General features: G+C 38.0%; 14 protein-coding genes and 1 tRNA gene. 8 read left to right on the top strand and 7 right to left on the bottom strand.

Annotated elements, in window-relative coordinates:
* Window positions 1-48: 48 nt before the first annotated feature.
* Entirely contained in the window at window positions 49-1,623 is a 1,575-nt protein-coding gene (gene murJ / locus KPF51_RS08015) for a murein biosynthesis integral membrane protein MurJ (protein WP_005757846.1), read from the bottom strand.
* Between the two features lie 311 nt (window positions 1,624-1,934).
* Here murJ and rpsT point away from each other — a divergent pair, with 311 nt between their 5' ends.
* Entirely contained in the window at window positions 1,935-2,198 is a 264-nt protein-coding gene (gene rpsT / locus KPF51_RS08010; RefSeq protein WP_005718552.1) for a 30S ribosomal protein S20, read from the top strand.
* 56 nt (window positions 2,199-2,254) lie between these two features.
* Here rpsT and KPF51_RS08005 read toward each other — a convergent pair whose 3' ends face one another.
* Entirely contained in the window at window positions 2,255-2,935 is a 681-nt protein-coding gene (locus KPF51_RS08005; protein WP_005755258.1) for a YtjB family periplasmic protein, read from the bottom strand.
* A gap of 79 nt (window positions 2,936-3,014) precedes the next feature.
* Here KPF51_RS08005 and serB point away from each other — a divergent pair, with 79 nt between their 5' ends.
* Both serB and KPF51_RS07995 read left to right on the top strand, forming a co-directional pair.
* Complete coding sequence (serB, locus tag KPF51_RS08000; RefSeq protein WP_005724518.1) at window positions 3,015-3,977, top strand: phosphoserine phosphatase; 963 nt, start codon at window positions 3,015-3,017, stop codon at window positions 3,975-3,977.
* 6 nt (window positions 3,978-3,983) lie between these two features.
* Complete coding sequence (locus KPF51_RS07995; RefSeq protein WP_005718544.1) at window positions 3,984-4,475, top strand: YajQ family cyclic di-GMP-binding protein; 492 nt, start codon at window positions 3,984-3,986, stop codon at window positions 4,473-4,475.
* 83 nt (window positions 4,476-4,558) lie between these two features.
* Here the strand turns inward: KPF51_RS07995 and KPF51_RS07990 are convergent, their stop codons facing one another.
* The 5 genes from KPF51_RS07990 to KPF51_RS07970 form a co-directional block, all read right to left on the bottom strand.
* The gene (locus tag KPF51_RS07990; RefSeq protein WP_005718542.1) at window positions 4,559-4,822 is read right to left on the bottom strand and encodes a GlsB/YeaQ/YmgE family stress response membrane protein; all 264 of its coding nucleotides are present in this window, start codon (window positions 4,820-4,822) and stop codon (window positions 4,559-4,561) included.
* Between the two features lie 475 nt (window positions 4,823-5,297).
* Window positions 5,298-5,374 (bottom strand) — tRNA-Ile (locus KPF51_RS07985).
* A 300-nt stretch (window positions 5,375-5,674) separates the two neighbouring features.
* Window positions 5,675-6,955, bottom strand: a complete 1,281-nt coding sequence (locus KPF51_RS07980; protein ID WP_005752188.1) for a TRAP transporter large permease — start codon at window positions 6,953-6,955, stop codon at window positions 5,675-5,677.
* Window positions 6,952-7,512, bottom strand: a complete 561-nt coding sequence (locus KPF51_RS07975; RefSeq protein WP_005724517.1) for a TRAP transporter small permease — start codon at window positions 7,510-7,512, stop codon at window positions 6,952-6,954. Before KPF51_RS07975 ends, KPF51_RS07980 begins: the two co-directional genes overlap by 4 nt.
* A 23-nt stretch (window positions 7,513-7,535) precedes the next feature.
* Window positions 7,536-8,525 (bottom strand): TRAP transporter substrate-binding protein, encoded by a 990-nt coding sequence (locus KPF51_RS07970; RefSeq protein WP_211599565.1) that lies wholly within the window; start codon window positions 8,523-8,525, stop codon window positions 7,536-7,538.
* A gap of 352 nt (window positions 8,526-8,877) precedes the next feature.
* Here KPF51_RS07970 and KPF51_RS07965 point away from each other — a divergent pair, with 352 nt between their 5' ends.
* The 5 genes from KPF51_RS07965 to KPF51_RS07945 all read left to right on the top strand — a co-directional run bounded on the left by KPF51_RS07965 (window position 8,878) and on the right by KPF51_RS07945 (window position 13,529).
* Window positions 8,878-9,891 (top strand): 4-hydroxythreonine-4-phosphate dehydrogenase PdxA, encoded by a 1,014-nt coding sequence (locus KPF51_RS07965; protein ID WP_005718533.1) that lies wholly within the window; start codon window positions 8,878-8,880, stop codon window positions 9,889-9,891.
* A 20-nt stretch (window positions 9,892-9,911) separates the two neighbouring features.
* The gene (locus KPF51_RS07960; RefSeq protein WP_005718532.1) at window positions 9,912-10,916 is read left to right on the top strand and encodes a dihydroxyacetone kinase subunit DhaK; all 1,005 of its coding nucleotides are present in this window, start codon (window positions 9,912-9,914) and stop codon (window positions 10,914-10,916) included.
* 1 nt (window position 10,917) lies between these two features.
* Window positions 10,918-11,544, top strand: coding sequence for a dihydroxyacetone kinase subunit DhaL (gene dhaL / locus KPF51_RS07955; protein WP_005757839.1), 627 nt, complete (start codon window positions 10,918-10,920; stop codon window positions 11,542-11,544).
* Window positions 11,545-11,722: 178 nt separating this feature from the next.
* Complete coding sequence (locus tag KPF51_RS07950) at window positions 11,723-12,583, top strand: sugar phosphate isomerase/epimerase (RefSeq protein WP_005752183.1); 861 nt, start codon at window positions 11,723-11,725, stop codon at window positions 12,581-12,583.
* Window positions 12,576-13,529, top strand: a complete 954-nt coding sequence (locus KPF51_RS07945) for a sugar-binding transcriptional regulator (protein ID WP_005718523.1) — start codon at window positions 12,576-12,578, stop codon at window positions 13,527-13,529. The genes KPF51_RS07950 and KPF51_RS07945 overlap by 8 nt, the downstream gene beginning before the upstream one ends.
* The last annotated feature ends 5 nt before the right edge of the window (window positions 13,530-13,534 follow it).

Here is a 13,534-nt window from a genome sequence, read left to right as displayed (position 1 = left end):
TCGGACATTATAAGCATAAATCAAGCAAATAGGCGATATTTTTTTAGCTTATCCTTTAGTGGTTAAATGATGTTTACGAATACCGACCAAGGCTAGCATTGAGAAGTAAATCACCACGGCAAAACCAATCAGCCAAATCAGCCAATGTAGGCGTGTTAAGAAGGTCATTGCATGCCATTCAAGTAAAGTGGGCGTGTTATACCAAACTAATCCGCCCATGACACTTGCGGACAATAAAACTTTGCCAAAAAACACCGCACTTTGACGACTAAAATGGTAAACCTCCTCTTTTACTAAGCCACGATAGAGTAGATAAGCGTTAAGGGTGGCAGACATGGCGGAAGCCATCGCTAATCCTACATAGCTAAAGGGAATTGCCAGTAAATTAAAGCCCATGTTACTGACCATAGCAATGATCCCAATTTTGACAGGGGTTTTAGTGTCCTGACGGGCGTAATAGCCGTTAGCTAAAATTTTAATGAGCATAAAACTGAGTAACCCGGCATTAAATGCCCAGAGTGAAAGCGAAGCGGCTTGTACATCATTTAAGCCAAAGTTGCCACGCATAAATAACACTAACAGTAACGGCTGGGCTAAAATTGCAATGCCGACCATCGCAGGCACACCTAAAAGCAGAATCATGCGAATGCCCCAATCTAGAGTATGACGGAAATCAATAGCACTTTGGCTTGAATGATCATGACGATTGACATGGTGGCGTGCGAGAGTGGGAAGGATAACGGTGGAAATCGCAATCCCAAAGAGCCCTAATGGGAATTCCAGTAGGCGGTCGGAATAATATAACCAACTGATTGAACCCGTCATTAAAAAGCTCGCAATTAAGGTGTCTAATAATAAATTAATCTGACTGACAGACACACCAAATAACGCAGGGATCATGAGCGTGCGGATTTTTTTTACCCCTTCATCGTGCCATGCCCATTTGGGTTTGACGAGTAACCCGGCTTGTTTTAAAAAAGGAATTTGAAACAGAAATTGTAATAACCCGCCAGTGAAAATACCGATCGCTAACGCTAAATCGGGGCTATCCATATGGGGGGCGAGGAACAAAGCGGTAGCAATCATCGCAATATTCAGTAAGACGGGAGAAAATGACATCACCCCAAATTTCCCAATCGTATTTAAGATTGCGCCAGAAAGGGCGACAAAGGTAACAAACCAAAGATAAGGAAAGGTGATTTTGAGCAGGAAAGAGGCTTGCTCAAATTTTTCCGCATTGGGTCCTTCATTAACCCAATCAATGAACCAACCCGTGCCAAACAGGGCAGCAATCAACGGGGAAAAGACCATCGCCAAAATGGTGACAATGGAAACTAACCCGCCTAATGTGCCAGAGACTTTGCCGATAAATTCGCGAGTCTTATCCAGATCACCGCTTTTTCGATATTCTGCCAAAACAGGAACAAAGGCTTGTGAAAATGCGCCTTCGGCAAATAAACGTCGTAAAAAGTTAGGGATTTTGTTGGCAAATAAAAAGACATCTGCTGCCACACCCGCCCCCAGTAAATTTGCAATAACGACATCTCTGACTAAGCCTAGAATGCGTGATAACAACGTCATTGTACTGACGACAATGCCCGATTTTAATAATCCTTTGCTCAAAATAATATACTCGTCAGGTTTTGTTTGGATAATTAGTGAGGAAAATTTGCTTAATTGTATAGAAATTTTGTTTTTACGCTATATTCTACGTGAAAAAACTGCTAAAATCTCGCCCACATCGTTTGGTGAGCCTATCTTGAAAGCGCTTGATTGATATAACGATGCTTAACTTTCGGTTGTGTCTCACCGAAATCAATAACAAATTTTCAGTGACTAAACGCAATTAGTCATTGACAAAAGCATAGAAAATAGGCATATTTTACGCCTTTAATTTATCTCGTTTACTAACAAATAATTTTAGGAGTTTGACCTTGGCTAATATCAAGTCAGCTAAAAAACGTGCGATTCAATCAGAAAAACGCCGTCAGCACAATGCAAGTCAACGCTCAATGATGCGTACTTACATTAAAAAAGTTTACGCAGCAGTCGCAGCAGGTGATAAATCAGTCGCAGAGAAAGCATTTGTTGAAATGCAAAAAGTGGTGGACAGAATGGCTTCTAAAGGCTTAATCCACGCAAATAAAGCGGCGAATCACAAAGCAAACTTATCTGCACAAATCAAAAAATTAGCGTAATTTTTCGATTCTAAGCAAATTAAAAAACCGCATTATCACGTGCGGTTTTTTTATTTCTATTTATTCAAACGTCTGCGACGTCGGTGGTAGTTTCCTACATTTTGCTTGGTTTTTAACACCTTAACCGCTTTATTTTCAGTGACTTTACGGTAAGTTCTTCGGTAATGGCTCAGGAAATAATGTATAGAGCTTGCCAATAATACCCCAGCCAGAAAAATAATAATTAATTCGCCATATAACTGATGAAATAAATGATCAATTTTGCTTTGTGTCGTTTTGCCATATTTGGAGTCAAAGGTCACCCGCAAAAAGCCTTCAATCCCATTTAGCGAATAAATAGGTTCTACAATTTGTTGCGTATTTTCTTCATCAGGTTGAGTGGGACTATTTAAGCCAAGTGTGAGGCGCAAATTTTGAAAATGACTGGTGTGCGCTAAAAGTTCGCCTCTATTAGAATAAATTGAGGCATCCAACACAAATTCCTCTTTTGCGAACGCATCTAAACTTTCCGTTAATTGTTCTGTACTCGCATTATTTACTAATAGCATAGAAAGTAAATTAGCCTGTTGACGGATTAATAAATGTGACAAATTAGACACTTGGTTAACACTGGCTAACTGTGAACCAATTTTGAATTGCTGAACACCAAATAAGATCACCGAAACAATCGCAATACATAAGATGATGATCGATGAAATCATGCTTAATTTAATGAATTTTTCTTTGGTTAAATGCAAGTTATTTTTTCCTAAAGATAAGTAAATGGGCTAGAATACCAACACGTTATTTTCAGCTCGACAATTTACAGGATTTTCTATGCAAACACAAAATCTTGCGACGATTACGCAATTTTTTTCTTCTTTCCCTTGTTCGATTACGAGTAGTGAGCCAGTAACGGAAGGGAAAACACACATGGTTGTCTATGGAGAAACCTTAAATCTGCTCAAGCTTCGTCAATTTCAACAAAAGTGCGGTGAAAATTTCATTATTTTAGAAGCTTGGAATGTATTACACAATACAGTCGTATTATTACGAGGGGATTGGCACACACAATGGCTCGATTATGCACATGAATTGGGCCTTGATTGTGCATTATTGGATTTTAGTCCTCGTTTAGCACAAGCCGGGTTGTTAGTGATGGATATGGATTCCACAGCAATTCAAATTGAATGTATTGATGAGATTGCAAAATTAGCTGGAACCGGGGAGTTGGTTTCTTCCATTACGGCACAAGCCATGCGTGGCGAGTTAGACTTTGAACAAAGTTTACGTCGTCGTGTGAGTACTTTAAAAGGGGCGCCTGAAACGATTTTGAAGACAGTACGTGATAACTTACCTTTAACGCCCGGTTTAGAAGACACATTAGCAGTATTACAACAATATGGTTGGAAAACGGCGATTGCTTCAGGTGGTTTTACGTATTTTACTGATTATCTCAAACAGCGTTTGAAGTTAGATTATACCGTTGCAAATCAGTTTGCTATTGAAGAAGGGATACTGACTGGTGAAGTCGCGGGTGACGTGGTTGATGCACAGTATAAAGCACGTACTTTAGGCGAGTTAGCAGAAAAATTTAACATTGCTTTACAACACACGGTGGCGATTGGCGACGGCGCAAATGATCTGGCTATGCTAAGTGTAGCAGGTATGGGCGTGGCATTACATGCCAAGCCGAAGGTACAACAACAAGCCAAAGTTGTGGTAAACTTTGCAGACTTTAGCGCACTGTTATGTTTACTGAGTGCAAATGATAAATTGGTTAAAGCAAATAAGGAGTAATGATTTATGCCTTCTTTTGATATCGTATCTGAAATTACCTTACATGAAGTGCGCAATGCCGTCGAAAATGCCAATCGTGATTTGACGAATCGCTGGGATTTTCGCAATGTACAAGCCGCGATTGAATTGAATGAAAAAAATGAAAGTATTAAAGTATCTAGTGAGTCTGATTTTCAAGTTGAGCAATTAGTGGATATTTTACGCAACGCTTGTATTAAGCGTGGCATTGATTCAGGTTCCTTAGATATTCCAACAGAATATGAGCATAGTGGGAAAACCTATAGTAAAGAGATTAAATTAAAACAAGGGATTGCGTCAGAAATGGCGAAGAAAATCACCAAGTTAATTAAGGATTCCAAACTGAAAGTACAGACTCAGATTCAAGGTGAACAAGTTCGCGTGACTGGAAAATCAAGGGATGACTTGCAAGCGGTGATTCAATTGGTGAAAGGCGCAGAATTAGGGCAGCCATTCCAATTTAATAATTTTAGAGATTAGCGTGTGATGCTGTGATCTAGAAAGCCGAGTAAGAACTCGGCTTTTTTGTGTCATGATACGCAATCTCGTGTGATTGCTCTTCATTATTTACTCATGATTTTAAAGAATCTTAAGATAAAGATCAGAACACTTGCACCTAATACACCAAAGAGTAAGCCTGCAAATGAGAAACTGCCTGCTGCCTGTGCTGAGCCAATTTCAAGAACATCACCAAATAACCAACGACCAAGTGATGAACCGATAATCCCGATGATGATATTCATTAACAGACCCATGTCACTTTTCATGACTTGCTCTGCAATCCAACCGATTAAAGCCCCAACAATAATAGCTGAAATCCAACCCATATTTTTCTCCTCTATGAGTAGTTTATATACAAAAAAATTAAAATCGATTTATGATTTTAAAAAAAGAAAAATGATATATAAAAGATAGTGGAGTATGTTATACATCAATCACACCATTTCTTATATAAAAATAACATAACAGAAATTTACATTATTTCAACAAAATGACGTATTTATGTACAATAATCATGCTTGATGATGTTTATTTAATCAATTTCGATGGGTTGAAAACGTTTGTTCAGTGCTTTTTGTTATAAAGAGATGATGGATATTATTAGTGAGTCTCTTCGCCCTTCTGGTATTTTACAGTACATTTGAGATTTTATCTGGTATTACTCTATTTTGAGGCACGACGAGAATCAGCAACTTAGCTATCAGTGAATACAGGGTAATTAAACTCGAGTCGTTGTACTCAATTCGAAAACATTAACGGATTTGAGAGGGGGCTGTTGGATGAGGTTTAGGATAAGGGCTTTGGTGCCCCCAACAGGACTTGAACCTGTGACCAATCGATTATGAGTCGACTGCTCTGACCGACTGAGCTATGGGGGCTATATGAAATATGAAAGCTCGACGATTATAGAGAAATCTTGTTGTAAAGTCTAGGGAGTGACTTTTATCTGTTTTAAATTTAAGCAAGAGAGAGGGCGCATATTGCATATCTGTTTTCTTAAATTCAAGTTTACTACGCGTATTTTTTCCTTATTACGACAGGAACAAGATAGTGTGGTGTTGTTTTATTTACGCTTATGCCTGTAACACATTCTGCGGTGTGTTGTGTTCAAATTGGGTTGAAAATAATAAAGCCTGCGATCAACTTCCTCTGATGGCAGGCTTTATTTTGTTTCATCATTAATAGAATAGGTCCACCATACCAACCGTCAATGCAGGAATATAAGTGACCATCATTAAAGAAATTAATAATACAACAATAAACCAAACATTATCCTTAGTGACACTCCAAATATCTTTTTTCGCGATAGATGAGGCTGTGATTAATACACTTGCCACCGGTGGTGTTTGCTGACCCACTGCAATGTTTAACGTTAAGATGATACCAAAATGAATCGGATCAATGCCCAATTGTGTAATCAGAGGCATAACAATAGGGACGACTAAAATAATGGCCGCCGCGCCATGTAAAAACATACCAACAATAAATAACATGACATTTAGCATCATTAAAACGATATATTTATTGTCCGAGATATTTAAAATTGCTGCAGCCATTTGTTGAGGTACTTTCTGTTCTGTTAAAAACAATCCCAAAACAGCTGACGTCGCAACCAGTAGCATGACAACGGATGTTCCATTTACACTTTCTACCAATGCTTTATATACTGCATTGAGTGTGAGCTCTTTGTAAATGAAAAAACCAATGATTAATGCTAAAAGTACAGCTAAGCCGGCCGCTTCTGTTGCAGTGGTAAAACCTGAAATAATCCCACCTAAAATCAGAACAGGTAACGTTAACGCCCAGAACGCATTTTTGAATGCTGTGCATAATTTGGACAAGCTGAAGTGTTCTTCCCTCGGTAAATTATATTTAACCGCATAATAATAACATACAGCAAACATACCTAACGAAGCTACACCACCTGCGGCAAGTCCTGCCACAAAAAGCTTAGAAATAGAAACATCTGCCATCGCACCATAAATAATCATGGGGAGTGAGGGTGGGATAATCACCGCTAAGGAAGCCGATGATGAAGTAACAGCAGCAGAAAAGCTTGATTTATAACCTCTTTTTTTCATTGCAGGAATGAGGATAGAACCCAGTGCGGCGACATCCGCTACAGAAGATCCGGAAATTTCAGCAAAGATCATGGAAACACCCACATTGACCATTGCAAGCCCACCTCGGACGAAGCCGATTAAAGCATTAACAAAATTAATCAGCCTAACCGATATTCCCCCTGTATTCATTAATGCTCCTGCTAAAATGAAAAGCGGAATAGCAAGTAATGAAAAATTAGAGGCTCCATCAAAAACAGACAGTGCGACGTTATATATTGCATCAAAACTATTTGTAATTAACATACCTATGAGTGAAACAATACCAATTGCTACTGCGATAGGCACATTAATCATAACAAGTAGAACAAGTGCAATTAAAACTAAGAATGCAATCATTGTAATTTCTCCCTTGCTATCTTCATACCTTCATTACTGTCCACATCTCGTAATGCTTGTTCTATTTCCTCATCATCTTGGGTTTTTCCTTTGCTGAGAGAATTAAACGCTTTCGGTATGGATAAAAGTTCTGCAATGATGAATAACACACAACCTATAGGCAAAGCAGATTGTGCAACAGATAACGGAATAAAATCGAGGCTGGTGAGTGTTTCATCACCGAAAATAGAAAGCACATAAAAACCAGCCCAAGTTAATAAAATAAAGAAACTAATAATTAATACTTCCGTAATGCAGAAAAGAACCTTTCTTGTGGTGAGCGGTAACGAAGCGATAAAATTCCCGAATCCCATATGACAACGATTTAACGCACTTAGTGCCGCACCATAAAAAGTGAGCCAAGCGAGTAATATCGCCGAGATTTCATCATACCAATATAATGATTTGCCTAAGAATCGGGTAAATATAGAAATAATGATAATAATGGCCAATGCACTTAAAATAAGTACTGAAATCAGCGTTAGAATTCTTTTCGTTAGGTTAAAGAGTGCGTCCATAAAAACTTACCCCCGGTTTCTTTTTACTTAAGCGTATCCTTCATTTTCTCTAATAATTCTTTTCCATTTGGAACTTCAGAAATGAATTCATCGTAGATAGGTTGGCTCGCTTCGATAAATGCTTGAATATTTGCATTATTAAGTGTCATGCCACTTTCTACTAATTTCTTTTCCAGTTCACTTTCTCGTTTTTCGGCTTCCTGATATCCCCATGTTTGTGTTTCTTTTGCCCCAGCTTCAATAATTTTCCGAACATTTTCAGGTAATTTTTGATATGTGTTTTTGCCTACCGTAAGGTAAGCAGGAGAATAAACATGGTTAGTGATACTGAGATATTTTTGAACCTCTTGGAGTTTTGCTGCATAGATGTTTGTTAGTGGGTTTTCTTGACCGTCTATGACGCCGGTTCTTAAACCAATAAACACGTCTCCGAAAGGAATTGGTGTTGGGTTAGCACCCCATGCTTTAAACATTTTTAAACGCCAAGAGCTACTTGGGGTACGAATTTTTAATCCTTTCAAGTCTTCAGGGCGGTTGATTGGGCGTGTATTGTTAGTAATACTTCTAAATCCATTCTCCCATAACCCAATGATTTTATATCCTTTTTTCTCTACTTCTGGTGCAACGAAAGGATAGAAGACTTGTTGCTCAATTTTATTCAGCTGTTGACGGTTTGTGATTAAGAAAGGTAATTCAAAAGTCGCCATTTGAGGAATGTTCGTAGCGAGTGTTGAAGAGAGAAGGGCTATATCAATCGTCCCTAGTTTTAATTTTTGCTGCGTGTCTTTATCGTTCCCTAGTTGACCAGAACCAAAGAAATTTAAACGGTAGTCTAATTTAGCTTCCGAAAGTTTTTGGTTTGTGACATCCACAAAATATTTTGTCGTGTCATATTGTAAAGAACCTAGACTAGCCGTTGTGGATACAACGAGATCTTTAGCCAGAATACTATTCGCAAATAAGAATGATAAAGATGCCACAATGGTTAATCTTTTTAATAATGATGTACTCATAGTGAAAGTCTCCATTAGTAGTTTTATGTTTGTGGAAGGATAAAACAGCCTAATAAATCCTCAGTGTTGAAAAGTGATTGGGATATGCGAATATTGTTCAATATAACCAAAGGTTATCGTTTGTTCAATCTATGTAATTTTGAATATGTGATCGTATTCACGTTTTTGATGTACTATTAACACAAAACCTTTTAAAGAACGGGGTTTTTATTTGAAAAAGTTTTAAAAAAGAAATTCAATTATGTGATATTCATCACACTATAAAGGTATGAAATTTGTTTTAATACATTTAACAAAAGTTAAAGCATTGATCTTTTGATCATTTCGTTTATTTGTTATTAGGAGAGTTATCATGACGAAATCTACAGTGGCATTGACGTTAGGTGATCCTGCCGGTATTGGTCCAGAGTTAGTTGCTAAATTACTAGCAAAACAAAATATCAGAGAGAAAGCGAACATTGTGCTAGTGGCAGATAAAGATGAATTAGAAAAAGGGATGGAGATCGCTAAAGCACAGTTTGTATATGAAGAAGTATCTTTTCATCAATTAGGTCAATATGAATTCAAAACAGGTGTACCCGTTTTAATTTCTCATAAATCTTCACATCCCAAGCCTTTTGAGTACGGTAAAGTTACTGAACAAAGTGGTGTCTATATTTTAGAAACGCTAAAAGTCGCATTAAATTTAGCAAAAATGGGGTATGTGCAAGCGATTTGTTTTGCACCATTAAATAAACAAGCGATGCATAAAGGTGGACTGCGTTATCGAGATGAATTGCATTGGTTTGCCGAGCAAACAGATTTCAATGAATTTGTTTGTGAGTTAAATGTAGTTGATGATATTTGGGCTGCACGGGTGACTTCTCATATTCCATTTAAAGATATTGTGCCTAATCTATCGATTAAGGGTGTATTTGATTGTATTCATCTTCTCTATCGCTCGTTAGTTCAAGCTGGTGTTGAAAATCCTAAAATCGCTGTTCAGGCATTAAATCCTCATGGCGGGGAAGGTGGTGTTTTTGGTGATGAAGAAATGACGATTATTCAACCAGGAATGGAACAAGCTCGTAAAGCAGGAATTGATGTTTATGGCCCATTTCCTGGTGATACCACAATGCGTGAAGTTGAACGTTTAAAAATTAATGGTGTTGTTTCCATGTACCATGATCAATTTTCTACTGCGTTGAAGATTTTAGGTTTTGAACGTGGTGTGACAGTACAAGGTGGCATTCCGATTCCTATCACAACAGCTAACCACGGTACCGCATTTGATTTACATGGTAAAAATATTGCTATTCCGACTGCATTTGAAGCAGCGTTTAACATTGCAGTTAGAATGGGACAGGGTGTTTTAAATCAAAAGTAATCTTTGCTGAGGACTCAAAAATGACTAGAAAACCAAAAAAACTCCTTAATCATCCAAATGATGTGCCTGCGGAGCAATTAGAAGGGTTGCTCTATGCATGCCATGGGAAACTTTCAAAAGTAGAGGGTTATAGTGGAGTGATTCGTACAGATATTGCAGATCAGCAAGTCGTCGTGGTTACTGGTGGTGGTAGTGGACATGAACCGATGTTTGCGGGCTTTGTGGGGAAAGGATTAGCAGACGCTGCGGCACTGGGTGAAATTTTTACTTCACCTTCTCCAGATATTATTATCGAAACGACTAAAGCCGCACAAAAAGGTCAAGGTGTTCTTTTCGTCTATGGTAATTATGCTGGCGATAATATGAATTTTGATATTGCGGCAGAATTATTAGAAGAAGAAGGTATCACTGTCAAAACTGTACGTGTGACAGACGATATTTCTGCGGCACCACCAGAAAGAATGCAAGAACGTCGTGGTGTTGCTGGTGATATGTATGTCCTTAAAATTGCAGGTGCAGCCGTTCAGTCCGGTTATGACCTTGACGCCTTACATGAAGTGACGAGTAAAGCGAATTTTAATACTCGAACTATGGGGGTTGCTTTAGCGGCATGTTCTATTCCTCAGACAGGAAAATTTAACTTTGAGCTTGCAGATGACGAATTAGAGCTCGGTATGGGGATTCATGGTGAAACGGGCGTAAGACGTCAGAAATTAACAAGTGCGGATGAAATTAACCAAGAAATTGTTGATCGGATTTGTGCGGATATCGGGTTGCAAGCAGGAGATAGGGTGTGTGTCACAATCAATAATTTAGGTGCGGCAACTTATACTGAGTTATTGATTTCAAACCGCAAAGTCCATCAAGAATTAGCAAAACGTGGTATTCAGGTGCATGACACTTTGATTGGTTCTTATTGTACGTCTCAGGAAATGGCGGGGTATTCTGTGACACTTTTCCGCTTAGATGATGAATTACAAAAATTATATGACTTGCCTTGTGATGGTTTTGCATGGAGAAAATAAAATGAATGTAATTGAAACAAAAGCATTATTGCTATATACCGCAGAGAAAATGATGGAAAGCGAGCCAACACTTACTGAACTTGATCTCAAGATCGGTGATGGTGATCATGGTTTAGGCATGTTACGTGGATTTACGGCAGTAAGAGATCTGTTACAGCAAGAGAATTTTCAACCTAAAGACATTGGCGAGTTATTTGTGACAGTTGGGACGAAAATGATGTCAAGTATGGGAGGCGCTTCTGGCGCGATATTTGGCACCCTCTTTCGTGCTGGAGGTAAGGCGATTATTGGAGAGAATGAATTCGATACTTCGGTTTTTGCTAAATTTCTTGTAGCGGGTTCAAGTGCTGTATTTGCGAGAGGTGGTGCTAAGCCGGGTGATAAAACAATGGTTGATGCTCTTGTTGCCGCAGAGAAAAAAGCGGAGGAAGTTAGTCATGAGCCACTTAATGTTGCTTTATTAAGTATTGCAAAAGCTGCAGAAGAAGGCGCTGAAAATACCCGTCACCAAGTTGCTGTTTTTGGTCGTGCCAAAAGTTTGGGGGAGCGTTCATTAGGTTATGTTGATCCCGGTGCTGTTTCAATGTCATTCATCATTAAGTATATGGCTGAATTTGTTAACCAATAATATTTTTAAGTATAGAAGATAAGAGCAGAAGAAAGTCGTGTACTAAAAAAGCATCATATAAATATGCCTTTTATACATTTTCTGCTCTATCTCTTGATGACTATTGCACTGTTTCTATTCGAGAAATAAATAACCTAGAAAGTCAAGTTAGCGTTAAATTTTATCATTGGAATACAGAATGGAAAGTAAAATAAAACTCGCGGTCAACACGTCAATCTATGACGGCTATGATTTAGAAACGATCTTTTCGTCAATAAGAAAGTGCGGTTTCCAGTTTTTCGAATTAGCATATAATCAGGGTTATGTCAGTGATTTTAAAGAAGACCGCTTTAGCGAAAAACATGCGGGTGAAATTAATCTCTTAAAAGATAAATATCAATTAAATACGTTGGCGCTTGGCTGTACAATGGATTTAGCAACAGATGATTTATCTTCAATTTTTTTACCTCGTCTCCAGTTTGCTCATTTAATTGGTGCAAAATATATCAATGTCTGTACGACACAATTAGTTAATAAAAATAAGCTTATTCAAAATCTTATTTCGCTCAAGCCTTTGTTAGCGCGTTTTGATTGTATTTTATGCTTAGAAAATGCGGGCGATTATAATTTTAATGCGTTTACGACGTTAGAGGATGGTATTGAATTATTACATTTATTAGGTGATGAACGTTATGCCTTAAATTTTGATCCCGGCAATATGATGACTTATCAACCTCATCTGGATATTGTCCAACAAGCATTGGATTCCATGCAGTACTGCAGATATTTTCATGTTAAAGATGTGGTTTTTCAAAAAGATAAATTTAATTTTGTGACTATTGGACAAGGTGAAATAGATTATTCACTTATTGTGAATAAGTTAATTGAAAGCGATATCCCTTTTAGTTTTGAAATTCCATTGCGTATATATAGAGAGCTTGATTCTACACCGAAGAAAATAGAAGGTTTGATTCCTTTGCCGTTAATTGAAACGACATTGATTGAATCAAAAAAATACATTGATGATATTTATAAAGGATTAGTGAATAAAAATGAGTGAAGAAGAAATGGATTTATTAACCGAGATTGCAGTTTCTTACTATGAACATGAGTTAACGCAAGAGGAAATTGCAAACCGATTTAATATCTCTCGAGTTAAGATTGGTCGGTTATTAAAGAAAGCCCGTCAGGAAGGGATTGTTGAAATTAATGTGAAATATCACCCGATTTTCACATCAAAATTAGAACAGCGTTTGATAGAACAGTTTGGTATTCATCGCGCCTTAATTGCTATTGATACTCAGAATGAAGTAGAACAGCGCAAACAAGTCGCTGCGTTAGTAAATGCCTATTTATCCAGTACGTTAAAAGACGGTATGACAGTAGCAGTTGGGCAAGGACGAAATGTAGCCGCCGTTGGAGAATATGTGGGCGTTTTTCCTGAGCGAAATTGTAAGTTCATTTGTGGTATCGGTGGTACACATCGAATAGGTCCACCAATAGATGCTGACCATATTTGCCGTAACTTAGCGCGTAAATTTAATGGCACTAACGAAACGTTGTATTCCCCTGCTTATTTAGAAAAGCCCGAATTTAGAGATATTTTTTTACAAAATGGGGTAATAAAAGAAACGCTTGATAAAGCTCGCAAAGCGGATATTGCTTTGGTTGGCATCGGTGATATGAATGAGAATAGCTATATGGTTCAGTTGGGATGGTTTACTCCTCAGGAAATTACGCATGCACGGATGAATTTAGGTGTGGTAGGTGAGATTGCAGGCTATGGCTTTTTTAACTTTCAAGGAGAGCCTGCGGATACCGTGATGAATAACCGAGTGATTGGTTTAAGTCTTGAGGATTTAAGAAAGATACCTTGCGTGATAGGCATCGCTTCTGAAAATACAAAAGCGACAGCAATTTTGGGCGCTTTAAGAACAGGAATTATTAATATTATTGCTACAACCGCCAGCAACATTAACACAATTTTGAGTTTAACGAAAAGTTAAGATAC

Origin of the sequence: Pasteurella sp. XG20, from assembly GCF_018968665.1 — a bacterium.
Taxonomy (GTDB): Bacteria; Pseudomonadota; Gammaproteobacteria; order Enterobacterales; family Pasteurellaceae; genus Pasteurella; species Pasteurella multocida.
Note: the sequence above shows the minus strand (reverse complement) of the source record. Positions and strands in the feature narration are given on the sequence as shown.